Annotated in this window: 21 protein-coding genes; 12 read left to right on the forward strand and 9 right to left on the reverse strand. The window is 62.2% G+C overall.

Annotated features, from left to right (window positions below; all coding sequences use genetic code 11):
• Positions 1–15: 15 nt before the first annotated feature.
• Complete coding sequence (locus F0M17_RS03980) at positions 16–945, forward strand: heme A synthase (protein WP_149596467.1); 930 nt, start codon at positions 16–18, stop codon at positions 943–945.
• Between the two features lie 12 nt (positions 946–957).
• Here F0M17_RS03980 and F0M17_RS03985 read toward each other — a convergent pair whose 3' ends face one another.
• Entirely contained in the window at positions 958–1,416 is a 459-nt protein-coding gene (locus F0M17_RS03985) for a metallopeptidase family protein (RefSeq protein ID WP_121866334.1), read from the reverse strand.
• A gap of 91 nt (positions 1,417–1,507) precedes the next feature.
• Between F0M17_RS03985 and F0M17_RS03990 the strand changes: the two genes are divergently transcribed.
• Together F0M17_RS03990 and F0M17_RS03995 are read left to right on the forward strand one after the other, a co-directional pair.
• Positions 1,508–1,909 carry a DUF3499 domain-containing protein gene (locus F0M17_RS03990; RefSeq protein WP_073706627.1) on the forward strand — a complete coding sequence of 134 codons (402 nt, stop codon included), beginning with the start codon at positions 1,508–1,510 and terminating at the stop codon, positions 1,907–1,909.
• Between the two features lie 208 nt (positions 1,910–2,117).
• Positions 2,118–3,596 (forward strand): TIGR01906 family membrane protein, encoded by a 1,479-nt coding sequence (locus F0M17_RS03995; protein ID WP_149596468.1) that lies wholly within the window; start codon positions 2,118–2,120, stop codon positions 3,594–3,596.
• Positions 3,597–3,667: 71 nt separating this feature from the next.
• On the opposite strand, the gene F0M17_RS04000 is transcribed toward F0M17_RS03995, so the two are convergent.
• Positions 3,668–5,509, reverse strand: a complete 1,842-nt coding sequence (locus F0M17_RS04000; RefSeq protein ID WP_149596469.1) for a long-chain fatty acid--CoA ligase — start codon at positions 5,507–5,509, stop codon at positions 3,668–3,670.
• A 78-nt stretch (positions 5,510–5,587) separates the two neighbouring features.
• Entirely contained in the window at positions 5,588–7,198 is a 1,611-nt protein-coding gene (locus F0M17_RS04005) for a dolichyl-phosphate-mannose--protein mannosyltransferase (RefSeq protein WP_073706629.1), read from the reverse strand.
• A gap of 68 nt (positions 7,199–7,266) precedes the next feature.
• Between F0M17_RS04005 and rsmI the strand changes: the two genes are divergently transcribed.
• Together rsmI and F0M17_RS04015 are read left to right on the forward strand one after the other, a co-directional pair.
• A complete protein-coding gene (gene rsmI / locus F0M17_RS04010; RefSeq protein WP_073706630.1) occupies positions 7,267–8,127 on the forward strand; it encodes a 16S rRNA (cytidine(1402)-2'-O)-methyltransferase in 861 nt (286 codons plus the stop codon).
• A gap of 138 nt (positions 8,128–8,265) precedes the next feature.
• On the forward strand, positions 8,266–9,753 hold the full coding sequence (locus F0M17_RS04015; RefSeq protein WP_149596470.1) for an NAD-dependent succinate-semialdehyde dehydrogenase: 1,488 nt from the start codon (positions 8,266–8,268) through the stop codon (positions 9,751–9,753).
• Positions 9,754–9,821: 68 nt separating this feature from the next.
• Here F0M17_RS04015 and F0M17_RS04020 read toward each other — a convergent pair whose 3' ends face one another.
• Genes F0M17_RS04020 through F0M17_RS04030 form a run of 3 tightly spaced genes read right to left on the reverse strand, consistent with a single transcriptional unit; the run spans position 9,822 to position 14,537 of the window.
• On the reverse strand, positions 9,822–12,251 hold the full coding sequence (locus F0M17_RS04020) for a transglutaminase domain-containing protein (protein WP_149596471.1): 2,430 nt from the start codon (positions 12,249–12,251) through the stop codon (positions 9,822–9,824).
• Complete coding sequence (locus F0M17_RS04025; protein WP_149596472.1) at positions 12,248–13,564, reverse strand: DUF58 domain-containing protein; 1,317 nt, start codon at positions 13,562–13,564, stop codon at positions 12,248–12,250. The genes F0M17_RS04020 and F0M17_RS04025 overlap by 4 nt, the downstream gene beginning before the upstream one ends.
• Before the next feature lie 10 nt (positions 13,565–13,574).
• Entirely contained in the window at positions 13,575–14,537 is a 963-nt protein-coding gene (locus F0M17_RS04030; protein WP_141359159.1) for a MoxR family ATPase, read from the reverse strand.
• A gap of 209 nt (positions 14,538–14,746) precedes the next feature.
• Between F0M17_RS04030 and F0M17_RS04035 the strand changes: the two genes are divergently transcribed.
• The 6 genes from F0M17_RS04035 to F0M17_RS04060 all read left to right on the forward strand — a co-directional run bounded on the left by F0M17_RS04035 (position 14,747) and on the right by F0M17_RS04060 (position 21,116).
• On the forward strand, positions 14,747–15,703 hold the full coding sequence (locus F0M17_RS04035; RefSeq protein WP_066139731.1) for a TatD family hydrolase: 957 nt from the start codon (positions 14,747–14,749) through the stop codon (positions 15,701–15,703).
• 259 nt (positions 15,704–15,962) lie between these two features.
• Positions 15,963–17,129 (forward strand): resuscitation-promoting factor, encoded by a 1,167-nt coding sequence (locus tag F0M17_RS17795; protein WP_038990154.1) that lies wholly within the window; start codon positions 15,963–15,965, stop codon positions 17,127–17,129.
• A gap of 100 nt (positions 17,130–17,229) precedes the next feature.
• On the forward strand, positions 17,230–18,114 hold the full coding sequence (gene rsmA, locus F0M17_RS04045) for a 16S rRNA (adenine(1518)-N(6)/adenine(1519)-N(6))-dimethyltransferase RsmA (protein ID WP_149596473.1): 885 nt from the start codon (positions 17,230–17,232) through the stop codon (positions 18,112–18,114).
• Positions 18,115–18,116: 2 nt separating this feature from the next.
• Positions 18,117–19,049, forward strand: a complete 933-nt coding sequence (locus tag F0M17_RS04050) for a 4-(cytidine 5'-diphospho)-2-C-methyl-D-erythritol kinase (protein ID WP_038989866.1) — start codon at positions 18,117–18,119, stop codon at positions 19,047–19,049.
• 154 nt (positions 19,050–19,203) lie between these two features.
• On the forward strand, positions 19,204–20,574 hold the full coding sequence (locus F0M17_RS04055; RefSeq protein WP_149596474.1) for an FAD-binding oxidoreductase: 1,371 nt from the start codon (positions 19,204–19,206) through the stop codon (positions 20,572–20,574).
• 32 nt (positions 20,575–20,606) lie between these two features.
• A complete protein-coding gene (locus F0M17_RS04060; protein WP_149596475.1) occupies positions 20,607–21,116 on the forward strand; it encodes a GNAT family N-acetyltransferase in 510 nt (169 codons plus the stop codon).
• On the opposite strand, the gene F0M17_RS04065 is transcribed toward F0M17_RS04060, so the two are convergent.
• Positions 21,103–21,381 (reverse strand): putative quinol monooxygenase, encoded by a 279-nt coding sequence (locus F0M17_RS04065; protein WP_073706638.1) that lies wholly within the window; start codon positions 21,379–21,381, stop codon positions 21,103–21,105. The two genes, F0M17_RS04060 and F0M17_RS04065, sit on opposite strands and share 14 nt — an antisense overlap.
• 111 nt (positions 21,382–21,492) lie before the next feature.
• Between F0M17_RS04065 and F0M17_RS17405 the strand changes: the two genes are divergently transcribed.
• A complete protein-coding gene (locus F0M17_RS17405; RefSeq protein WP_158024672.1) occupies positions 21,493–21,792 on the forward strand; it encodes an NUDIX domain-containing protein in 300 nt (99 codons plus the stop codon).
• Positions 21,793–22,108: 316 nt separating this feature from the next.
• Here the strand turns inward: F0M17_RS17405 and F0M17_RS04075 are convergent, their stop codons facing one another.
• Both F0M17_RS04075 and F0M17_RS04080 read right to left on the reverse strand, forming a co-directional pair.
• Positions 22,109–22,861 (reverse strand): phosphotransferase, encoded by a 753-nt coding sequence (locus F0M17_RS04075; protein WP_073706639.1) that lies wholly within the window; start codon positions 22,859–22,861, stop codon positions 22,109–22,111.
• 321 nt (positions 22,862–23,182) lie between these two features.
• Complete coding sequence (locus F0M17_RS04080) at positions 23,183–24,142, reverse strand: hypothetical protein (RefSeq protein ID WP_073706836.1); 960 nt, start codon at positions 24,140–24,142, stop codon at positions 23,183–23,185.
• Positions 24,143–24,387 lie beyond the last annotated feature (245 nt).

Here is a 24,387-nt window from a genome sequence, read left to right on the forward strand (position 1 = left end):
TAAGGAACTGGAACTTTGACGACTCCCTTCGCGTGGCTGGCGCAGCGGATCAAGCTGGAGCGGCGCTCGCTCAAGGCGGCCTCGCTCTCGGCGATGATCGCGGCAATCCTGATTATCGTCGGCGGCGGTGTCGTGCGCGTCACCGGTTCCGGGCTGGGTTGCCCGGACTGGCCAACCTGCACCGGTGGTTCCATCGCCCCAAGCGCTGAAATGGGAATTCACGCGACCATCGAGTTCGTGAATCGGCTGCTCACCTTTGTGCTGTGCGCGGCCGTCGGCTGGGTCATCATTGCCGCCCGGCTGCAACGCGAGCCGGTTCCGGGCATCACCCGATGGGCATGGTTCCAATTCTGGCTTGTCGTGCTCAATGCGGTCATCGGCGGAATCACCGTTTGGGTGAAACTGAACCCCTATGTCGTGGCCGCGCATTTCCTGGCCGCAACCTTGCTGCTCACCGCCGCGGCGGCAACTTGGGACAAGGTCCAGAATCTGGGCTTTGCCAGCGAGGCGACCAGCACCGATTCGCTCAAGTCGATGGGAACCTGGCTGGTGGCGATCAGCGCACTGCTGGTCATCATCGGCACCGGGGTGACCGGATCAGGCCCGCATGCAGGGGACTCGGCCGAGGTCCCGCGGATGGGCTTCGACTGGCTGCAGATCACCATCGTGCATGCCGCCGCAGCTGTCGGCGCGCTGGTTGTTGCCCTGGTGCTGTGGCATCAGGCAATACAGCAGCAAGTTCCGGTTGTGGCGCACAAGGCCAAGCTGTTCATCTGGGTATTGGCCGGGCAGGGGCTGATCGGGGTGGTCCAGGCCGTGACCAGCTTGCCAGAGCTGCTGGTGGTGGCCCACTTGGTAGGTTCTGCGCTGGTCTGGATCGGCGCCGTGCGCGTTGGCTTGGCCTCCCATGCAACGGCACGTGGCATCCAGCCCCAAAACGGCTAGGGAAATGTCCGCTTAGAAGTCAGGATCCTCAGGGAAATACATGGGATCGACTTCCGAGATCGGCTTCATCCAGAGCTGGGCGACCTCATGCACCACGCACTGGTGGACCAGGTCCAGGAGTTCGCCGGCGTTCTCCGCAATCTGCTCGATGGGCAACCGGTAAATGACGATGCGCGCTGGCCGGCCGGGCGCAGCCGGCTTGGAGGATGCCAGCGGCACCCGCTCGCCCAGCGCGGCAGCCTGATCCAGCAACTTTCCGCTGGGCACCGGATCGATCAGGAAATCTATCTTCTCGATTTCTCCGGGCCAGCGTTGCGACAGCCGTTGCGCGCTGGCCATCACCGCATCATCGAATCTTTCCGGGCGCGAACGGTAGGCGGGAAGATGCATGGGCATCAGCGGACCACGCCGCCCGCGTCCGTGACGGCCGCGCCGCGGACCGCTGGGACGATCAGGCAACTCGGAGCTCATTGATTCAGCCTAGCGCGTCGGGCGCTGTGCCGATGCCCATAAGCCCGCAATTGGGCGAAGATCCCAAAGATGTGCTGGCCGGCGAAGTAGAATGGGAAGCGTGGAAGGTCTTCGTCTTTGTTCTCGCCCTGCCTGCCGTGAAGCGGCCCGCGCTACTCTCACCTACGTATACGCAGATTCAACTGCCGTTCTTGGACCTTTGGCGACATACCCCGAACCGCATTGCTATGACCTGTGTGCCCAGCATGCCAACCGCCTGACTGTTCCCAGCGGCTGGAACCTGATCCGTGGAGCCATCCCGGACGTGCTGGAACCGGAGGACGAACTGAACGCCTTGGTGAATGCCGTCCGTGATCGGGAACCGAAGGTTCGCCAACCACGCCACGCATCGAATTCGCCCATTGATTCGGTCCGTACCCGCGAAACCAGTGCCCAGCGCTTCGACTCCCGGGTCCGCTTGGCTGTTCTTCCGGCGGCCGACGAAGAATCCTAGACCTCTTTCCCACGAATTCTTGAAGCTGCCTCCGTTCGTTGGCGGCATTTGCCCCACCGCTTTGTGTCCTAGCTGAAACCCGTTTTTGGTGTGGTAATCCGCCGGATGGCTGGGCGTGCTGGATATGCTAAAGGCGCATGGGCCGTGTTCGGCCCATGATGCGACCCTAAAACAGCACACCATCGCGCGAATTGCAGGAGGACTCCTCATGGCTGAGGCGGCGAAGAACCCCACTGGAGGGCAAGGATCTACGGGCCAGCCGGCACCGGCTGCCACTGGCAACGTGCCAAGCCCACAGGCCAGCCTGAGCCAAAAAGCTGAAGAGCTCACTGCGCGCCTGGAACAGCACAAGAACCAGGCCCAAGCCGACGCCGTTGCCCAACGGGAAAAGGCTCGCAAGGAGGCTATCCGCCGCGCGATGTCAGGCAAGACCGAAGCCGATGCCAAGAACCCTGCTCCAGCACCAGCGGACAAGGCGCGGCCTGCCCCGGTAAAGCCAGCCGCAGCCAAGGCCCCGTCAGCCAAGCCAGCCGCAGCCAAGGCACCTGCAGCCAAGCCAGCCGTAGCCAAGCCAGCTGCGGCCAAGCCGGCCGCGGCGAAGCCAGCCGCCGCCAAGCCGGCCGCCGCCAAGCCGGCTGCGGCCAAGCCGGCCGCCGCCAAGCCGGCAGCCAAAGAGCCGGTGGAAGATGTCATCCGCGCCATCAAGCTGCCGCACGAAATCGAAGCCGAGAAGCGTGCGCAGAGCGAAGCCAAGGCAACAGCCGGAAAGACCGCAGAGCCGCAAGCCGACGAGAAGAGCTCCACTGCGCAAAGCGTGCCGCCGGTGTCCGCCGCTCCGAAGACCGGATCCCTGCCGACAACCAAGGCAGCCGTCGCCCAAGCGCGCAATCGCGTCTTCGGCAGCTACGCCCCAGAGCCAGAACCCTCCGAAGCGGCGATGAAGCGCAGGGTTGCACGTGAACGGGCGCTGAACTCGAAGCCTGCCCTCGGGCGCACGGCGCAGGTGATTGTGGCGCTGGTCTTCCCGTTGCTGACCCTGATTGCCGCGATCCGCTTGGTCGCTACACCGGCGTTCCTTGCCCTGTCCTACAGCCGCCCTGGATTCCCTAGCGATTCCTTCGGCTTCACCGATGCCGAGCGCCTGACCTACGGCAGCTACGGGGTGGACTACCTGAACAACTTCGCCGGACCGGAATACCTGTCCGGGCTGAAGCTTTCCACCGGTTCAAGCATGTTCACCGAGGGGGAGGTCCAGCACATGGTGGACGTGAAGAACCTCATCGGGTTCGCCTACATCCTCGGAGCGGTGCTCGCGGTCATCTTGATTATCGGGATCTGGTATCTGGCCAAGCGCTATGCAGGCGGCGTACGCCGTGCGTTGTTCTCCGGAGCCATCTTGGCCTTGGTCGGCATTGCAGCCTTGGCAGTCTTTGCGATCATGGGATGGGATAACTTCTTCACCCAGTTCCACGCGTTGTTCTTCTCAGACGGCACCTGGACCTTCAACGTCAGCGATACGCTGATCCGCCTGTACCCGGAGCAGTTCTGGCTCGATAGCGCGATCGCCATTGCCGTGCTGGTGCTGGCCACCATCATCGCCGTGATCATCAGCTGCTGGCCTACCGGGCGCCGTCGCGAGGCAGCCCGGCTGCGCCAGGAGGCCCGCGCCTTCGGCATTGGCAACTAGCCGGCACAGGCCATAAACAGCAGGGGAGCAGTTCACCATGAACTGCTCCCCTTGGCTATTTCCAGCGAGAATCATTTGCGGTAGAGGGCTTCCACCCGGTCTTCGAATTCCTCGAGAACACTCTGGCGCTTGAGCTTCAGCGAGTTCGTCAGGTGCCCCGAAGCTTCGGTGAATTCCTCTTCCAGCACCACGAACTTGCGAATGGACTCGGCCTTGGAAACGGTCAAGTTGGCGGTATCCACGTAGCCTTGGACCTCGGCGATCACCGCAGGATCAACCGCCGCCTCAGCCAAGGTCATTGCCCCAAGGCCCTTGGCCTTGGCCCACACTGCCAACTCTTCGGGATCGAGCGTCATCATGGCCGTGATAAATGGGCGCTGTTCGCCGGCCAGCACGCACTGGGCCACGATGCGTCCGGCGCGGACCATCTCTTCCAGCGGGCCTGGCGAGACATTCTTGCCCCCGGCGGTGACGATCAGTTCCTTCTTGCGGCCCGTCACCTGCAGGAATCCGCCATCATCCAGGACACCGGTATCGCCGGTCTTGAAATAGCCGTCTTCGTCGAAAACCTCGGCCGTGGCTACAGGGTTGTTGTGGTAGCTGGCGAAAACTCCGATCCCCTTGACCAGGATTTCACCGTCATCCGCGATCTTGATGGAGGTGCCGGGAATCGGACGGCCCACGGTGCCCACGCGGTTTCGCGATGCCTGATTCACCGTGGCCGGTGCGGTGGTTTCGGTCAGGCCGTAGCCCTCCAGCAGCTGGATGCCGGCGCCGCGGAAGAAGTGCGCCAGATCCGGATTCAGCGCACTGGCTCCGGAGATCGCGTAACCGCACTGGCCGCCGAAAACTGCCTGCAGCTTCGGGTAGAGCACCTTGCTGAAGATGGCATGGCGGGCACGCAAGCCCAACGGCATGCGCGCCTTGAGGCCACGCGACCGCGCATCACGGATCTTGGAGACCTCGATGGCCGCCTGCTCGGCTTTGAGGAAGAGGTCAGCCTTGCCGCCGCGTTCAGCTGTGGCCAGGGCGCTGGTGCGGATCTTCTCGAAGACGCGCGGCACGGCCAGCAGGAAGCCGGGCTTGACCGCGGACATGTCCTCGACCAGGTTGGCCATCGAGCTGGAGTGCGCAATCACCGATCCGCCGTGGATGCAGGTTTGCTGGACGGCACGAGCCAATACGTGGGCCAGCGGAAGGAACATCAGCGTCCGGCGTTCTTCACCGAGCACTTCGAGCATGTTTCCGGCCAGGTTGTGCGCCACCATGGCGAAGTTCGAATGGGTCATATTGCAACCCTTGGGGCGTCCGGTAGTGCCCGAGGTGTAGACCATCGTGGCCACATCCTTGAGGGCCATGGATGCGCGGCGTGACTCGATCAGCTGCTCGTCGATCTGATCGGCCGGAACCATCAGCTGGTGCAGACCGGCGGAGGGGATGAGCGTCGTATCGTCCGCGTCGGAGCCCTCGAAGATATGGGTGCGTACCGGTTCGCCGAGCTGAGCCGCCGCCTGGCGGACGGTAGCGCGCAGCTCATGGTTTTCGGCGAACACCACGCGCGCACCGGAGTCGCGCAGGATCCATTCGACCTGGAAAGCGCTGGAGGTTTCGTAGATTGGCACCGACACGCCGCCGGCGAACCACACGGCTTCCTCGGCCAAGGCCCACTCGTAGCGGGTGCGGGAAATAATGGCGACCTTGTCGCCGGGCTGCAATCCATCATTGATCAGCACCATTGCCAGGCGCTTGACATCGATGAGGAAATCACCGGCGCTGAGATCATGCCAGGTGCCGTCTCGCTGCACGCTGAACAGCGGGCGTTGTGCGCCGCGTGCTACGCGATCAAGGAGCAGGTTCGTCGTGTTGACCTCTGGTGCCAGATCAGTCAGCAGCTCGACGGTCACTTCTTGCATTGAGGAACTATCCTTTGGAAATCGATGGTCGTCTTAGTGGCCTATTTCATGGAAACAGGTGGCCAAGCCACGGGCGGCCTAGCCCCAGCTGGGGAGCCACACGTGCAAGCGCCAGTAGTCATCCGCGATCATTTCCCCACTCCAGATCGGCCAGAAAAAGGCCGATGTGACTAGGAGCAGCGCCATGAATGCGGTGACCGCGATGACGCGTGACCGGTACACGGCACCGGAATTCGGATGGCGTGGAATGAACCTGCCAATCATATACGTCAATGCGAGCACCATGAACGGGACCAGCGGCAGGGTATAGAAGAAGAACATGGTGCGTTCCGGGTACATCAGCCACGGCAGGAACCCGGCCGCCACCGAGGAGAGGATCGCTCCGGCGCGCCAGTCCCGGGCGCCGATCCACCAGAGAATCAGCAGGAACATGCTGATGGTGCAGGCCCACCACATCAGCGGGTTGGGCAGGTCGGTGATGACCTCGGTGCAGCGGTCCAGCTCGCAGCCGTTGACGCCCTTGTCGTAGCCTTCGAAGTAGAACAGCACGGGACGTCCAGCGAACGGCCACGTCCACGGCGAGGACTGCCAGCCGTGCTCGGAATTCAGCCCGGTATGGAATTCGTAGCCGGCCTGGTGATAGTGCCACAAGGAACGCAGTGGAGCTGGCAGCCAGCTGATGCCTTCGCCGGGGTTCTCCTCGGCCCAATGGCGGTAGCGTCCGCCCTGGGTTACCAGCCATCCGGTCCAGGTGGACAAATAGGTCAGCAGCACCAGCGGCATCATGGTGAAGAAGGAATACACGCCGTCGCGGATGAATGCCGCCGATTGCCACTTGTGGATTCCTGCGGTGCGCCGCGCGCCGAAATCCCAGAGCACTGCCATCAGGCAGAAGACTGCCACGAAGGACAGCGCCGACCACTTGATGCCAACGGCACCGCCGAGCATGATTGCGGCGATCAGCCGCCAAGGACGCCACCAGAGCATGGGGCCATGCATGAGCAGGAAATCATCGGGGCGATTGCCCTCGGGCACCGAGAGCTTCCGCGCCAGCGCGGTTCTGCCATGGATCCGGTCCTTGAGCAAGGCATAGAACGCTGCAAGCACGAAGAACATCAAGAAGATGTCCAGCAATGCGGTGCGCGACATGACAATTGAATGCCCGTCGATGGCCATGAGCAACCCGGCGATGCCGGCCAGGAGGTGGGAACCGAAGAGCAGTCGGGCGCACAGGGTGACGAGCAGAACCGAAAGGGTGCCGATCAGGGCCGTGGAAAAACGCCAGCCGAAGCCGTTGAAGTCGCCGAACAGGAGCATTCCCACGCCGATCATCCACTTGCCCAGCGGCGGGTGGACGACGAAGGAAGATTCATTTTCCAATTGCGGATTGCCTGCGATGAACTGCTCGTCGCTGTCGTCGGCCCATTCGCGCTCATAGCCGCTTTGCAGCATCGCGAAAGCATCCTTGACGTAGTAGGTTTCGTCGAAGATCAGCAGGTGCGGGTGGGCGAGATTGACCATGCGCAGCAGGCCGGCAATGGCTGTTACGACGAGCGGAACGATCCACATCAGCGGGCCGCCAGGGGCCACCACAGGCAGGAGCCGCTGTTTCAGGCTCTCGAAGGTGAAGGCCTGTCGCGCCGAGCGTACGTGGCCGGTGTGCGGAGTGTCTAAAGCCGAGGTGCCCATCACCAGTTCATGCTACCGGTGGAAAGTCCAGAAAGTGGGCTTTTCCTGCGTCGCGTAGGGTTAAGAATGTGCAGAACTCAGATAATGAGGGCGTAATCGTCCTGGGTGCCACCCCGATTGGCAACTTGTCCGATGCTTCCCCGCGTCTGCGGGAGATCATGGCCAGCGCCGATATCATCGCCGCGGAGGACACCAGAAACTTCCATCACCTCGCCAATGCCTTGGGCATCAAGATCACCGCGAAGGTGATGAGCCTGCATGAGCACAACGAGGCGCACAAGCGCTCCGAGGTGATTGAACTGGCCGCCGAGGGCGCTACCGTGCTGGTGGTTTCCGACGCCGGCATGCCGGCGGTCTCGGACCCCGGGTACCCATTGGTGGCAGCCGCTATGAGCGCTGGCATCCGGGTCACCGCGGTACCTGGGCCTTCGGCGGTGCTCACCGCGCTGGCCCTGTCCGGATTGCCCACCGGCCGCTTCACCTTCGAAGGTTTCCTGCCGCGCAAGGCAGGCGAACGCCGCAAGCGCTTGGACTCGCTGCTTGCCGAGGACCGCACCATGGTGTTCTTCGAAGCTCCGCACCGGCTCAACGATTTCCTGGACGCTGCCATCGAAGCGTTCGGCCCGGATCGCCAGGCCGCCGTAGCCCGCGAGCTGACCAAGAAGTTCGAGGAAGTCCGCCGGGATTCGCTGGCGGGACTGCGCGCCTGGGCGGAAGACGGCGTCCGCGGGGAAATTGTCGTGGTCATCCACGGCGCCCCGGAAGCCGAGGCCGCCTCGATCGAGGACCTGCTGCCCAAGGTTGCAGCACTGGTTGACGAAGGCATGCGGATGAAGCAGGCCGTGGCCAAAGTGGCAGAAAAATCCGGCGTGAAGAAACGCGAGCTCTACGAGGCGGTCCTGGCAGCACGTCACGAAGCGGAAAAATAGCCGTGACCGCATAGGCTAAATGCACAATGAATGCTCGCTTCCATGGTGCAGACGGAGATTTACAGCTGCCATCTGCCGGGAATAGCGTAGACATCAAAGACGATCAGTTTTCATTATTTTCTATCAGGAGATGCTCGTATGTCGATTACTGCCCAGCGCGAAGCAGAGCTGCTCGCCAAGGTACCAACCGGCCTGTTGATCAATGGCGAATGGAGGGATGCCTCCGACGGCGGCACCTTCGACGTGCTTAACCCGGCTACCGGCGAGAAGCTGCTGACCCTGTCCAGCGCTACGAGCGAAGATGCCATGGCAGCCCTGGATGCGGCTGACGCTGTCCAGGCCGAATGGGCACTGACCGCACCACGCGAACGCGCAGAGATCCTGCGCCGCGCCTTCGACCTGGTCACCGAGCGCAAGGACGACTTCGCGCTGCTGATGAGCCTGGAAATGGGCAAGCCGCTGGCCGAGGCCTACGGCGAAGTGACCTACGGTGCCGAATTCCTGCGCTGGTTCTCCGAGGAAACCGTACGCCACTACGGCCGCTACATCACCACCCCGGAGGGCAAGAACAAGGTGCTGGTCCAGCACAAGCCGGTTGGCCCCTGCCTGCTGATCACCCCATGGAACTTCCCGCTGGCCATGGCTACCCGCAAGGTCGGACCGGCAGTAGCAGCAGGCTGCACCATGGTGCTCAAGCCAGCCAAGCTGACCCCGCTGACCTCCCAGCTGTTCGCTGCCACCATGATGGAAGCAGGACTTCCAGCAGGCGTGCTGAACGTGGTTTCCGGCGCTTCGGCCTCGAAGATCTCCGGCCCGCTGATGGCCGATGACCGCCTGCGCAAGGTATCCTTCACCGGCTCGACCCCAGTGGGCAAACAGCTGATGAAGGACGCGGCTGACAAGGTCCTGCGCACCTCGATGGAACTGGGCGGCAACGCTCCATTCATCGTCTTCGAAGATGCAGATTTGGACGCCGCTGTCGAGGGCGCCATGGCCGCCAAGATGCGCAACATGGGCGAAGCCTGCACCGCGGCCAACCGCTTCCTGGTTCACGAGGATGTTGCCGAGGAATTCACCGCCAAGTTCGCCGCGGCGATGAAGGCGCTGAAGCCAGGACGCGGCACCGAAGCCGACACCACCGTGGGCCCGCTGGTCGAGGAAAAGGCCCGCGACGAGGTCCACTCGCTGGTCGAGGCCGCCGTGGCCGCCGGCGCGACCGCCGTCACCGGCGGTGCCCCAGTTGAGGGTCCGGGCTACTTCTACCAGCCAACCGTGCTGGCCAATGTCGCTAACGACGCCAAGATCCTGTCCCAGGAAATCTTCGGCCCAGTGGCACCAGTGACCACCTTCAAGGACGAGGCCCAGGCAATCAAGCTGGCCAACTCCACCGAATACGGTCTGGCTTCCTACATCTACTCGCAGGACCTGAACCGCATGTTCCGCGTTTCCGAGCAGATCGAATTCGGCCTGGTTGGATTCAACGCTGGCGTGATCTCCAACGCCGCTGCTCCATTCGGCGGCGTTAAGCAGTCGGGTCTGGGCCGCGAAGGCGGCGCCGAAGGCCTGGAGGAATACACCACCGTGCAGTACATCGGCATTGCCGATCCATACGCAGCCAAGAAGTAGATTCTCCAGCTCCTGCCAACGCCCAACCGGAACGTTCCGGTTGGGCGTTGGCCGTTAAGACCCGGGTGCTACAGCTGGATTCGACGGGAGCTGCGCGTGCGGCCATGACGCGCGTGCACCGAAGCAGGGAACAAGAACGCCGAGATTCGCTGCAACACCGTCAGCTCGCCACGCAAATTGGCTTGGACCGCATGCAAGGTATCCAGCAACGTGGCGGCATCATCAGCGCCCAGATGCCGGTTGGCGTAGAAGCTTTCCTGGATGACAGTTTTCAAGGACTGCAGTTCCTTGGCGATCTGGGGGTGGTCTTCGCCCAGCCGGGTGGTGTAGTCGCCGGCTGACTCGTGGTTGCCGGCTGGTTCCCGGTAATCGGCCCCGATGGCCTGCAGCTCGGCCAGCAGCGCTGGCGCGGCGTCATCCCCGCCTTGGCGCACGCGTCCCAGCCGTTCTTCGCGGAGGCGATGGCGGCGCCACGGGGCGATCCCCAGCGCCACGGCGGCCAGCAGCACGATGGCCGGCAGCAGCCACGCAGCCTGCGCGCCTTGTTCCACGGGCTCTGCGGGCTGCGCCTGGACGGAAGGGCTGCCACTGGCAGGCAGGCTAGGGTTGCTGCGCTCGGTGGGGACTTGAGGTGCTGTGCTTTCTTGCGGGGCAGTGGTGCGGGTTGGTTCCGGCGCGTAGCTCGGGGCATAGCCGCGCCCAGGTGTGGGTTCGAAGGGAATCCAGCCCAGCCCGTTCAGATACAGTTCTGGCCATGCGTGGGACTGCTTTCCGCTGACGGTGTAGCCGGTGAGCTCGGTACCTTCTGCCAGACGGCGTTCCGGCGTGCTCTGGGCTGTGTCCCCGGTGATTTCGAGGGTTTCCCCGTTGGCTTCGCCCGGTGCGTACCCCACGGCAATACGCGATGGGATGCCGGCTTCACGGGCCAGCAGGGCCATGGCCGAGGCGAAGTGCACGCAGTACCCCTGGCGCCGGGTCAGGAACGCTTCAACGACGCGGCGATTGGCCCCGTCGTAGCCTTCGCGCAGGGGAGTGCGTTCGGAATACACGAAATTCCCGGAACGGAAGAAATGCTGCAAGGCCACAGCGGCATCGATGTCATTGGCCGGCTTCCCCTCGTCGCCGAAGGCCTCGTCGAGGGTTTGCTGCAACAGCGGTTCCAGGGTGTTGTCCGGATCTTGCGGAAGACGCAGGTATTCACCGGCCAGCTGGTCCCCGGCATCAATTCCGAAGTGCCCGATATTGCGGACCATTTGCGTGCTGATGTCCAGATCCGAGTAGGCCACTGAAATGTCGTTGGTGGCTGCCATGGCGTCGCCAGTGAGCCTGGCCACCGAAGTTTCGTGGGTCCAGTTCCAGTCTCCGACGATGCCCTGCACGAAATAGGACTGATTGGGCAGGGGGAGCACGGGGCTGCTGATGCCTTCGGGCCAACTCATGCGCAGTACTTCGCTGGTGCTGTTGAACGTGCTGAAATTCCGTGTCACCGCTGACGTGCCATCAAGGGTGTGCTGCATCAGGCCCTCAGTTGGTTCCCAGCGGTCCGTGGAAAGATCCTTGATCACTTGCGTGCGCAGGTAGGGCGCTTCTCCAGCGGTGGTGTAATAGTCCAGGATGGGAGCTCCGCTGTTAGAGCGGAGGTCTCTTCCGAGGTTGATCAGCGGATCGACATTGCTGGCCAGCAGGTCGCCGGATGGCCGTTGCCCCTCGGGGAACATGCCGCTGCGGAAACCAGGCATCCAGAAGCTGGCTGCCAAGAGCACACCGACACAGGTCATCGCGCTGATGCCGAGAATGCCTAGCGACCTGGGCGTGGGAAGCTTCGGCTGAGAGTGCTTGGACGATGCAGGGGCGAAAAGATAGGGAATCAGCGCTATGTAGCCGAGAACTCCCAGCACCAGCAGCGAGAGATAGCCGACTCCCGCACCTTCCTGCTTGAACAGCGAGGCAATGACAGGTGCCAGGGACAAGGGCATGATGATCAGCATGGCGGTGCGCCGGAAGCTGGCCAGCAGCTCGACGAGCAGGCTGATGGCCAGGGTGAAGCACAAGATGCTGAACGCCACATAACGGGAATTGGCTACCGGAGGAACCTGCGTAGCGAATTGCATGCCCGCTTCAGCCAGCGCAGACCAGACCCATTGGGCGAACGGCACCCCATAGATGTTGATTTCGCTGGCAGGGCTGAGCGCGATGGATGCCACGGCGATGCCAGCGGCGGCAGGGAGGGCGGCCCAGCGCACGCCGCGGACTGCGCGCAGCAGCCCGGCGCACAGGTGCACGGCGAAGACCGGTGCGACGATGGCCGGGAACCAGCCGGAACCTTCGATGACCCCGGACAGCGAGGCGGTCCCGGCCAAGACTGCGACTGCAAGGCAGCAGGCAGCGGCCACCCGCAGCAGCAAGAACCGCATCGCGGCCGCAGGACCGGGGCGCGGAACGTGATTTTCGGGCTCCAGGGATTGACCGGGAGCCACAGCAAGGCCAGCGCTCATCATCCCCACATCTCGTCTATTGCCATATTGCCGGGAAGGATATGCACCTTCCAGCTGGTGCGTGCCAGCTCATGCTGGATCGCCAGATAGCGTTCAGGGTGGCTGACCAGCAGGAAAATTTCAACATGGCGTACGGTGCGTGAGAGCGTCGCCAGCCAGGCTGCCTGCGGGGCATCGAGTTCGCCGAGGATCATGATGACCGGTTCTTCGCGGAATCCCAGCAGCTCCTTGTGCAGGGTGCTGCCCAGGATCTCGGGACCGTTGGCTTCAACGCTGCCGTTGTCCAAGGACAGCTCCGTGGTCGCGGCATGGAAATCCTCGAAACTGTTCAGTGCGCCAAGCTCGGAGATGCTATGCAGGTCCCGTTGGGCCAAGGAGGTCCCGGCGAGGTTGCGGAAGGCGAGCTGGTAGCCGCTGGTGGCGTATCTCAGGCCGATGCTGCTGGCCAAGGACAACGCGTTTTCAAAGCGGCGGCTGCTGGTCAGCGCTTCAGCGTGAGCCTGCGGCAGGGAGATCCGCAGATCCGATCCGCTGTGGTTCCAATGCTCGAAGGAGGTATCCAAGACCAGGAGGGCTTGGGCGGTTGCCACATGGTTCTCCTGGCGGACCATGAGCTTGGCGTGGCGGGCGCTGGCCTTCCAATGCACCTGGCGGATGGAGTCGCCCTGCTGGTAGTCGCGGGTCGCGACATCGTAGTAATCGGCGGTGGTGCTCCGGGAGAACTTCGCATCGCCGGTGAGCGTTCGCTCTCCGAGCGAGGCGAAACGATCCAGCTCATGCAATTGCGCGCGCACCGGAACCTGCAATGACTCACCGGTGCGCACCATGCCCTGGATCAGCCCCAGCGGGTCAACGACGATCTGCTGGGCTGGGCCCATGAGATGGATCCCGCGGGTGCGGAACACCAATTCGTACTCTATGGATCCCGGAGCTTGGAGCCGTGGGCCGGGACCGAAATCTTCGGGCAATCGCTCTTGGATGGTGGACCGCTCAGCACAGGACAAGCGGAACTTGCTGACCTCGCCGACTGTGGGAACCTCCGAGAGCAGCTCGCGGTGGATATTGGTGCGTCCGCGCAGGCGCATGGCCAAACCCCAGCTGGCCAAAGCCAAGGCCAGAAGGCCCAGGCCCAAGGCCATCATTTCGTGCCGGCCTAGCAGATAGGCCAGGAAGAGCAGAAGCCCGCCTGCCCCGGCGGTGCACCAGCCGCGCACCGTGAACAGGTCAAGGTGCCAGCGGCGCAATGCAGTATCCGCGCTTTCGGTGCGCGTCCAGGACAGCGCGTCGCGCGAATCATAGCGGGGGATCTTCTCCATGGTTGCGGCGCTAGTTCACCGGGGTGCTGGCAACCAGCTCCTGGATTACCGCACTGGCACCCAACCCGTCCGCCACCGCTCGCCGGGTCAGGATCAACCGGTGGTTCAGCACCATCTCGGCGACGCTGCGGACGTCTTCCGGCAAGACATGGTCGCGCCCATGGATCGCTGCGTGGGCCTTGGCAGCGCGAACCCACTGGATCAGCGCGCGGGGCGAAGCGCCGAGCGCTATCTGCGGATGCTCGCGGGTGGCCCGGCCCAGGTCCACCACGTAGGCACCCAGCCGTTCGGTGACCGTTACCGCTTTCACCTGCTCGATCATGTGCCTCAAATCCGCTAGCTGCACCACTGCCTGCAGCGCTTCCAGGGGGTCGAATTCATGCCGGCCGGTCAGTATGGTGATTTCGGCGTCGCGTTGCGGGTAGCCCAGTGACAGCCGTGCCATGAATCGGTCGCGCTGCGCCTCGGGCAAAGCGAAAGTGCCTTCGGACTCCACCGGGTTCTGCGTGGCCACGACCATGAATGGCTGCTCCAGCCGATGGGTGATCGAATCGACGGTGACTTGCTGCTCTTCCATGCATTCGAGCAGTGCCGACTGGGTTTTGGCGTTCGCGCGGTTGATTTCATCGGCGATGACGATATTGGCGAAGACCGGCCCGGGATGGAAAGTGAATTCGTGGGTCTGCGGGGAGTACACCGAGACGCCGGTGACATCGCTGGGCAAGAGATCCGGGGTGAACTGGATGCGGTGCACCGAACCGTTGACACTGCGGGCCAATGACTTGGCCAGCATGGTTTTGCCGACACCGGGAACGTCTTCCAGCAACAGGTGGCCCTGTGCCAGCAGGACCGTCAACGCGCTGGTCACAGCCTCGGGCTTTCCGGTGATGACGCTTTGGACAGCGTCGAAAATGCGCTGGCAATTGGACTGGAATGCCGAATCGAGCGACGGCACTGTTCGGTTAGCACTCATGCGCAGTTCCTCCTGGAGAATGAACCAGGGACAAGATCCACCGTCCCGGGATGCATTCAATTGGGTCTTGCATCACATCATATGGGGTTCTTTTATCCAGTAACAGAGCCTAACTGCAGCGGAATGAGCGCCTGATTGTTGCCAATGCGCCTAGTGGTGCCACAATTAACCACAGATTCCATCCCAGTACCCACGCGCAAAGGATTATCGTGTCCAAGAAGAAGCACACTGATCCCACCTTGGTTCCCGAGGCCTACCGCCCCGCGGAGCAAGCTACAGCAGCAGGCCAGGGGGAGCGGGCGCGCGCCACGGGCAACGAAAATGGCGGAAGCCAGCGCAACCTGCACTACCCGCCAGCGCCCGAGCCGCTGCCGGTGCCCGTGGTCGATAACCATACGCATCTGGATTTCCTGGATGGAACCGTGAAGGTCGAGGCTGCCGATGCGCTGGCCGCGGCCGCCTCCGTTGGTGTCAAGGGGCTGATCCAAGTCGGCTGCGACGTGGAATCATCCGAGTACGCGGTCGAGGTCGCCAACCAGTACCCGAATATCCTGGCCGCGGTGGCCATCCACCCCAACGATGCCGCGCGCCTGGCCGAGCGCGGAGAGCTGGAAGCGGCAATTGCCCGGATCGAGGAGCTCGCCGCGGATTCGCGGGTACGTGCCATTGGCGAAACCGGGTTGGACTACTTCCGCACCGGCGAAGACGGGCGGGGCGCCCAGGAGCATTCCTTCCGCGAGCACCTGCGCATTGCGGTGGAGCAGGGCAAGGCGCTGCAGATCCATGACCGTGATGCCCACGAGGATGTGGTGCGGGTGCTCAAGGATGCGCCATTGCCTGGGAAAGTGGTCTTCCATTGCTTCTCGGGTGATGCCCGGCTGGCCCGGGTCTGCAACGACAACGGCTGGTACATGTCGTTCTCCGGAACCGTGACGTTCAAGAATTCCCACGATCTCCGCGAGGCTTTGTCGCTGGCGGATCCGCAATTGCTGCTCGTGGAAACCGATGCGCCGTTTTTGACCCCGCACCCCTTCCGTGGCCGCCCGAACGCCAGTTACATGATTCCCTACACGACTAGGTTCTTGGCGGAAAACAAGGGAATCGAGCTGGCAGAATTCTGCACCCTGATCGATGCGAATACCCGGGAAGTGTACGGAGAATTCTAGACCCGCCGGTTGTGTGTCTCGTTACAGGACACTTGCCACAAATATAACAATTCGGTTACGGTGGATGAGATGTCCGGTACCGCCTCTGCCTGTTTTTGGCAAGGCGTGTTCGGGACAGCCTGATCCTCAACGCTTTGCAGCAGGTGGAAACACGGCGCAATTTTGATTGAAGGACAGGCAGCGAACACTGCCGGGCCCACCGATGATTCTGGACGGAATCGGCGGAAGCGGGCCTACAAACGATGGGGATCTCATTACCGTGACTCACTTGCTCAAGAAGACCTGGGTGAAATACCTGGCGCAGGCGCTCGCCGTAGCCGTGGTTATCGCCGGCGCTGTTTTCTACATTTCCGGACAGAAGTCGGTTGTCATGTCGGTTGACGGACAGCGCCAGGAAATCACCACCCGTGCCGCCACCGTCGGCGCACTGCTGGAACAGCAGGATGTCACCTTGGCTGAGCGCGATGAGATCTCCGCAGCACTGGATTCCGAACTTGTCGACCAGCAGCTGGTTGACATCAAGCGCAACAAGTCGATTGAAGTCACCGTGGATGGCACCGAGCGTGTAGTGCACACCACCGGCATGACCGTTGCCGACGTTGTCGAGCAGCTCGACCTGGAAAAGGGTTCCGAGGTATCCCTGGACGAGGACATGCAGTTGGCCGCCTTGAGCGATGACCTGGAAGTCATCACGCCCAAGGAAATGACCCTGGTCGTCAAGGATAAGAAGAAGAAGGTCGCAACGACCGCTTCGACCGTCAAGGAACTGCTTGCCGAGGAAAAGATCGAGGTCGACGGCAACGACGAGATCAACGTTAAGATCAAGGACGAAACCGACAAGAACGTCAAGGACAGCGTCAAGCTGGAAGCCGGCATTACCGTCGAGGTCATCGACGTCACCGTGAAGACCTGGGACGAAACCCGCGACATCGACTTCGAGACCAAGAAGATCAAGGACAGCTCGCTGGACAAGGGCGACACCGAGGTCAAGACCGAAGGCAAGAAGGGCGAGCGCCAGCTGACCCTGCGCCAGGAAACCCGCAACGGCAAGAAGGGCGAGGAAGAAGTCCTCAAGTCCAAGGTCACCAAGAAGCCAGTGGCCGAGGAAATCCGCGTGGGCACCAAGGAAGAGAAGAAGGAATCATCTTCCTCCAAGAACACGCCAACCCCGGGCGGCATCTCCGCAACCTGGGCAGCACTGGCCAAATGCGAATCCGGTGGCAACTGGTCGATCAACACCGGCAACGGCTACTACGGCGGCCTGCAGTTCTCCGCTTCCTCATGGCGTGCAGTCGGCGGCACCCAGTACGCACCGCTGCCGCACCAGGCAACCCCGCAGGAGCAGATCGCCGCGGCTGAGGTACTGCGCCGTTCCGGTGGCTGGGGCCACTGGCCAGCATGCTCGGCCAAGCTGGGCCTGCGCTAAAGACATAAGCCAAGCAGCAACGCGACGCGTCCACCATCACGGTGGACGCGTCGCGTTGTTATGTTTGGATGAATCTAGCTGAACTAGAATTGGATCTGTGATGTCTAAGGAATCTTTGCCGCTGCTTGGGGCCACCGAAATCCGTCGTCTGGCCGAAGAGCTGGGAATTCGCCCTACCAAGACGCTGGGGCAGAACTTTGTGATTGATGGGAACACCATCCGCCGCATCGTCGCCGCCGCCAAAGTCGACCCCTCGGAAACGGTGCTGGAAGTAGGCCCGGGCCTGGGCTCCCTGACCCTGGGCATCATGGACGCCGCCGCCAAGGTCGTGGCCGTGGAAATTGATCCGCCATTGGCCAAGCGCCTCCCGCAGACCATGGCCGAATTCCGCCCGGGCCGCGAAGACGACCTGACCGTGATCCTTTCCGACGCCATGAAGGTCACCGAACTTCCCGGCGAACCCACCTCGCTGGTCGCCAACCTGCCCTACAACGTCGCCGTCCCGGTGGTGCTGCACCTGCTGGAGCACTTCCCGTCCATCCGCAACGGCCTGGTCATGGTGCAAGACGAAGTGGCCGACCGGATGGCCGCCACCCCAGGCAGCAAGATCTACGGCGTACCTTCGGTGAAGGGCGCCTGGTACGGAACCATGCGCAAGGCCGGCGTGATCGGCATGAATGTTTTCTGGCCAGCTCCGAAGATCCATTCTGGCCTGGTGGGCTTCACCCGCGACAAGGACCGCAGCGATGCCCCGGACCGCGAAGAAGTCTTCGCCATCATCGATGCGGCTTTCGCCCAGCGCCGCAAGACCTTGCGCGCGGCCCTGTCAGGCTGGGCCGGATCCGGTGCGCGCGCAGAACAGATCCTGGTGGCCGCCGGCATCGATCCGAAGGAACGCGGCGAGAAACTGGACATCGAGCAATACATCGACATTGCCCGGGCAGCCCACGATGTTCCGGCTGAAGCTGCGGCGAGCGAGGCCTAGGCATGTCCAAGCAGCGCGTCATTGCAACCGCACCGGGCAAGATCAACTGCTACTTCAAGGTCGGCCCTCCGCGCGAAGACGGCTACCACGAGGTGGCCAGCCTCTACGTCGCGGTGTCCTTGACCGAGCAGATCGAAGCGAGGCTGCGCACCGACGGTGAGCTGCAGCTGAGCCTGGAACCGAATTCCCCGGTAGTTTCCGAACCGGAGAATTTCCCACTGGGCGCCGGTAACCTGGTGCACCGGGCGGCCCAGCTGCTGCGCGAGCACACCGGTTGCAGCCTCGGCGCGGACCTGCACATCACCAAGCGCGTTCCCATCGCCGGCGGCATGGGCGGCGGCTCCGCCGACGCCGCGGCCACCTTGGTGGCCTGCAACGAATTGTGGGGCACCGGGCTGGACCGCGAGGAACTCGGCCGCCTGGGTGCACGGCTCGGTGCCGACGTGCCTTTCGCCTTGATGGGCGGGGCCGCCATTGGACTGGGCATCGGCGACAAGCTGGCCCCGTTGCTGACCCGCGCCAAGACCCACTGGGTGCTGATTCCGGCCAGCTATGGCCTGTCGACCCCGCGCGTCTATGGCATGCTCGATCGCTTGCGCGCGGGCATGGAAATCGAAGTTCCGCAGGAAATCGATCCTGCGGTGATCGAGGCGCTGATGGCCTCGGACGCGCCAGCCTTGGCCCGGGTGCTGGCCAATGACCTGACCCAGGCTTCCCTGGCTTTGGCCCCGGAGCTGGGCACCATGCGCGATATGGCAGAAGGCGCCGGCGCGCTGCGCGCCATGGTTTCCGGTTCAGGCCCGACCTTGGCCCTGCTGGTCAAGGACGCCGAGCATGCCGAGGAGGTCATGGCCCAGCTGGGCGACGAGGTGGGTGTGGCTACCATCCCGGTGACAGCACCAGCACCCGGAGCGCACATCACCCTCGCAGAATAATCTTCCGATAGATCCCTGTCTGGCGTTGAGCCGGGCAGGGATTTCTTTCATCATTTGCTCCCGTCCCCTTGTTGCCGCTTCGGCATGGCCCTAGGCTGAATCCCAAAGCAAATATTGAAGACTATTCATTTATGACTCTGGGACGGAACACAACATGCTCAACGGACGCGTCTCGCACTGGTGGGAAGAGATCGGATTGCCAGAGCCACGCCAGCAGCTGCGCGGCCATGGCAGCGCAGACATCGCCATCATAGGTGCCGGATTCACCGGCCTGTGGACCGCCTACTACCTGGCCAAGGCCAACCCGGAGCTGAGCATTGCGATCCTCGAAGCCCGGCACGTGGGTTATGGCGCCTCGGGACGCAACGGGGGATGGCTCACCAATACCATCACCGCCGGTCGCGAACGCTACCTGAAATCCCATGGAAGGCAGGCGGTCAACGACTTCCAGCTGGCAATGAACCGTACCGTTGCCGAGGTCATCGAGGTGTGTGCCGCCGAAGGGATTGACGCAGATATCCTGCAAGGCGGAGAACTTGAAGTCGCGTACACCCCGGCCCAGGAGAGACGGCTGCGTGCCGACGCTGTGGCAGCTGCGCAATGGCAGCACTCGGACACCGAGCTGCTGGAAGCCGACGCGGTGCGCCGCAAGGTCAACGTGGCCAACGCCCGGGCAGGGGTGTGGCATCCGCATGCCGCCCGGATCCACCCGGCCAAACTGGTCCGCGGTCTCGCCGTCGCGGTGGAGCGGCTCGGCGTGAAGATCCATGAAAACACCCGTGCCACCGCGTTGCGCCCGCACCGCGTCGAATTCGACGGCGGCGCGCTGGACGCCGAATGCATCATCCGTGCCACCGAAGGGTTCACCGCCGGGCTGCCCGGACACAAGCGCTTGTGGCTGCCGATGAATTCTTCGCTGATCGCCACCGAACCGCTGGCGCCGTCCGTGTGGGATGAGCTGGGATGGAATCACGGCGAGGTGCTGGGCGACTACGCCCACGTGTACATGTATGCCCAGCGAACCGCGGATGATCGCATCGCCATTGGCGGGCGGGGCGTGCCGTACAAGTACGGTTCGCGCACCGATACAGACGGCATGACGCCGCACAGCACCGTCCACGGATTGCAGGAAATCCTGCACCGCATGTTCCCGCAGACCCGTGGCGCAGGAATCGACCATGCATGGTCCGGGGTGCTTGGCGTGCCTCGCGACTGGGCGGCTACCGTGGGACTGGATCCGGCGACCGGCATTGGCTGGGCCGGCGGTTATGTCGGCACCGGGGTCAGCACGACGAATCTTGCCGGACGCACCCTGCGCGACTTGATCCTCGGGGAAACCACTGAATTGACCAGCCTGCCGTGGGTCAACCACCAGGTGCGCAAATGGGAGCCGGAACCGTTGCGCTGGCTGGCAACCAAGGGCCTGTATGCGGCCTATGGCGCGGCAGATCGAAGCGAGCTGAAGGGGCGTGCCAGCTCGTCTCCACTGGCAGTACTGGCCGACAAGATCACCGGGAAGCCTTGAGGGCTTGGCCTTGCAAGGCCTAGGCTGTGGCCATGGAAACGGCAAAGCGCGGAAGCTTGTGGGCCGGCGGCCAGGACTACCTGCTGCGCGAAGCGAAAGCAGCGGATCTCGATCAGATCATTGCCTTGATGGCAGACGATGACATTCGCCGAGCGGAGCATCAGGGCGCCGAGGAGGATATGGAACAGTATCTCCACGCGTTCAACCAAATTAATGCGGACCCGGCGCATTCGCTGATGGTGGTGGAAGCCCAGGACGGAACACTGGTCGGCACGATGCAGCTGACCCACTTGCCGGGACTGGCACGCAGGGGAGCGACGCGGATGCAGATCGAAGCAGTGCGCGTGTCCTCCGCGTTGCGCGGCAGGGGACTGGGAACTGCAATGATCCGCTGGGCTATTTCCGAAGCAGAGAACAACAATGCCCAGCTGGTCCAATTGACCAGCGATGCGCAGCGCACCGATGCGCACCGATTCTACGAGGCGCTGGGCTTCACCGCGTCGCATGTGGGCTTCAAGATGAGGCTGCCTATAAACCCTTGATCTTGTAGATCCGCTGCAAGCCGGATGTGGATTGGCCCCACTTGCTAGCGGCGGCCCTTTGCTGATGGGCTTCAAAGGCGGCACTGTCTTCGAATTCCTCGTGGACCAGCCACACCCAGGGATCTTCGGTTGGCGTGACAGAGAACGAGATGCAGCCGGGCTCGGCCTTGGTCAGGCGGATATGCTTCGGCAGCAATTTCTTCACTACCTCAGCCTCAGCCGCGTCCTTGCACAGCAGGCGTCCCTCCAAGATCACGGTTCCCATACCAGCAAGTCTGCCACGATCGGTGGCAGACTGGGAGAAAAATTCCCTGAGAAGCTGGAGACCCGGATACCATCGCTAGTGAGTCCTTATGAGACGAAACGAAGGTCGAATATGGAGCGTCCGCAGAAAGTCATAGCGTACATCGTCAAGAATGACCGTGTTTTGGTGATTCGTCATGCTGACTTCCCGTTAGAGCAGACCGGTTTACAGGTTCCTGCGGGAACTACCAAGCCAGGGGAACTGCCTGAGCTAGCTGTCCTGCGGAAAGCTTACGAAGAAACAGGGCTTAAGAACCTTCGAATCGTGACCAATTTGGGAGCGGGTGAGTACAATATGCGCCCATACGCGGATGCATTTCATATGCGCCACTATTTCCACCTCACTGCCGACGATGGCAAAGTACCTGAATAGTGGGAATGGCAAGAGACCCACGACGATATTGGGACCCCAACACGGTTTGAGCTTTACTGGATCGGCCTCAATCAGTCTCACGTACTTGCTGGTGGGCAGGCGGCGTTCATTGGGCGTATCAACGGCCGAATCTGACAAATCAACGACGGTCGTTTCTGACGTCCGTATAGGGTACCTTGACCGGGCATTTTCGCGGGCGGGGTATACGGAACAACCCAAAGTATGTGCTTTCAAAGTCCTTTGTCAGTTTCCGAAGTCCTCAGGATTTCTTTCCATAGTCCCCAGCACTGCCCCGGTCCGTCTGTCAGAGGAAGGTCTATCGGACAGCCCGGATCGCTTCTTGCCAAAGAGACTCGTTGTTCCTGACGAACTGGGTCACCGTGTTCCAGTGGTCACCATGGCCAGTCGTGAACATTGTCCCCCACGGCTCGATTCCCCTGGCATGGGAATTTTTAAGCAGTTCGTACATAGCCATCGTCCGTTGCCACATCGTGGAGGGGAGCGCTGCCCGGAGCTCGTCATCGGCGCCATAGCCGTCAATGAAGACTGCCAGTGCTTGTGCGGCCATACGCGGGTCGGCCGATGCGTCGTTTAGTGTGAAGGACTGCGCCGCGTATGCAAGATCCCATAGGCGTGTACTTGGTGCGGCGGCGTCCCAGTCGATGAATACCCATCGATCACCGATGAGAAGGTTCCACGGGGCCAGATCGTTGTGGCAGATCAGGTCGGCGCCGGGTGCCGGAATGTGCGTGATCCAAGGTGAGCCGAAGTCCGGCTCATAGGCTGCGCTAGCGTCATGGATAGCGCGCACCAGACAACCTACCCGGGAAAGTTCTGAGAGCGACAACGGCCCAGAGCCCATGGCAAGGCAACCGGGGACAAACTCTGTCACTTGTCGCCCTTGCGGGTCTTGCCCATATACCGCAGGCACATCAACGCCCGCGTTGCGAACAGCCTGCATATATGCGAGCACACTCGGAGTGGCTGCCGTCCACGGTTTACGTACCGTCGAGCCGACGCGCACCACGCCATCCGTGGCGTTGCCTCCTGCCAGGTGAACCTCTTCCATCCCACAAGACTAGCGCTCACGCCCTCCGCAGGAGCGCTCCCAGGCAGGTTCCGTAAGCCGAACCCACTGCGGGACACGATTCAGCGCAACCCCGATGCTCGTGCGAGGGCCGGCCTGAAGGTTGAAGAAGCTGGTCGTCTTAACTGGTGCCAATCGAGGACTTGGGTGTTCCTTGGTGCAATTGTTTTCGGAGTCCGGTTGGAGCGTCGTCGTTATCACGCGCTCACAGAGGTCCTGAAAGTTGGCGCCGAATCTGCGGACGTCACAACGGTCCAGCATTCCCGGTCGGGGGTACTCGTCCACCGCGATTGCGAGACCTTGTCATTCGTCTTCAAGGGAGGCATTGAAGAAGTCTAGGATCACCGCTTCGATCTTGCTCTCAAGAGTCCTCAGTGCCGTCTCTGGCCAACCGTAGTAGCTAGTCACGTAGCTCATAGCGTTGTAGAAGGTCGCTAGAGCTGCACGAACGTCCTTCTCAACCGACTCGATAGTGACGCGAACGTTCGCGACATTGTGGCCTGTCTTCTTGTCCTTTGTCCAGACACGCATCTCTCTCACCGTGTAGAGGGTAGGGTGGGTGAGGTTCGAGAGCAACCCATACATGCCCGAGGCCACATTCGCATCAATACTCCCACCGAAGCTGGCAGTGAGGTCATACATCCACTTGACGGAGTCTTCAAGGCCGGGCAGCTTTTGACCGTGAAGCATGTTCTTGCCCAGGTCCTCTGGGGTAGAGCCGGGGAAACGGGTGGCAATGTCCGCTTTAACCTTCTTGTAGGCGTCCACCGTTCGCGTGTAAGTTGGGCCGTTCTTACCGTGAAGACGGCCAGCGTTCTTCTTGGCTTCTTCGGCGCTAATCAACTCCTCGAGATAGGCGCGAGCAAGACGGTTTTCCGGATTCTCCGTCGGGTCGTTGCCCGTCACCCACACAGCGTGTGCGCAATTCTCGATTACGGCGCGCAGAAGCAATGGCGGAGTGGCAACCACCTCTGTAGCTCTCAGTAGAGCAGCCCAACTACCCAAATGCGCCGCGGCGTTGAAGAGAAAAATCTGGATGGCCTCTGTGATGAGGCGGTGGCCGGTTTCGCCACTCGGCTTGTGGATTGCCGGATCCGGCGATGGCAGTTCCATCGCTGCTTGAGCCGCACCCGATCCTGCTGCCGGTTCCCAGTGAAACTCGCTGGCGGTTTTGTGGAAGGCCTCGCGGCAAGCCGATAACGTCTGCGCCAACTCCTCGAGGCGATCGCTGTACGTGGACGGCATGGTCTGCCAGTAGGTCATCGTTGAGTCTTTCGGGTGAATCGACATAGGTTCAAAGCTAGCAGCCTCGTTCGTGCCGCGTTGTAAATCAAGACGCGGTAGCTGTGGCAACGTAAAGACCGAGTGACAGTGACAGCAGCTTCGTTTCGGAAGAAGGCGAGATCAAGTCTTCGATGAAGATCGACGACGAAAGCTGATTGGAAAGGCTTCGGTCAGCTAGCGCCTATGCAGCTACTCAATCAGGGTGCCCGATCTCCCAGCGTCTT

The sequence above is a fragment of the Glutamicibacter sp. ZJUTW genome (assembly GCF_008370855.1).
Taxonomy (GTDB): Bacteria; Actinomycetota; Actinomycetes; order Actinomycetales; family Micrococcaceae; genus Glutamicibacter; species Glutamicibacter nicotianae.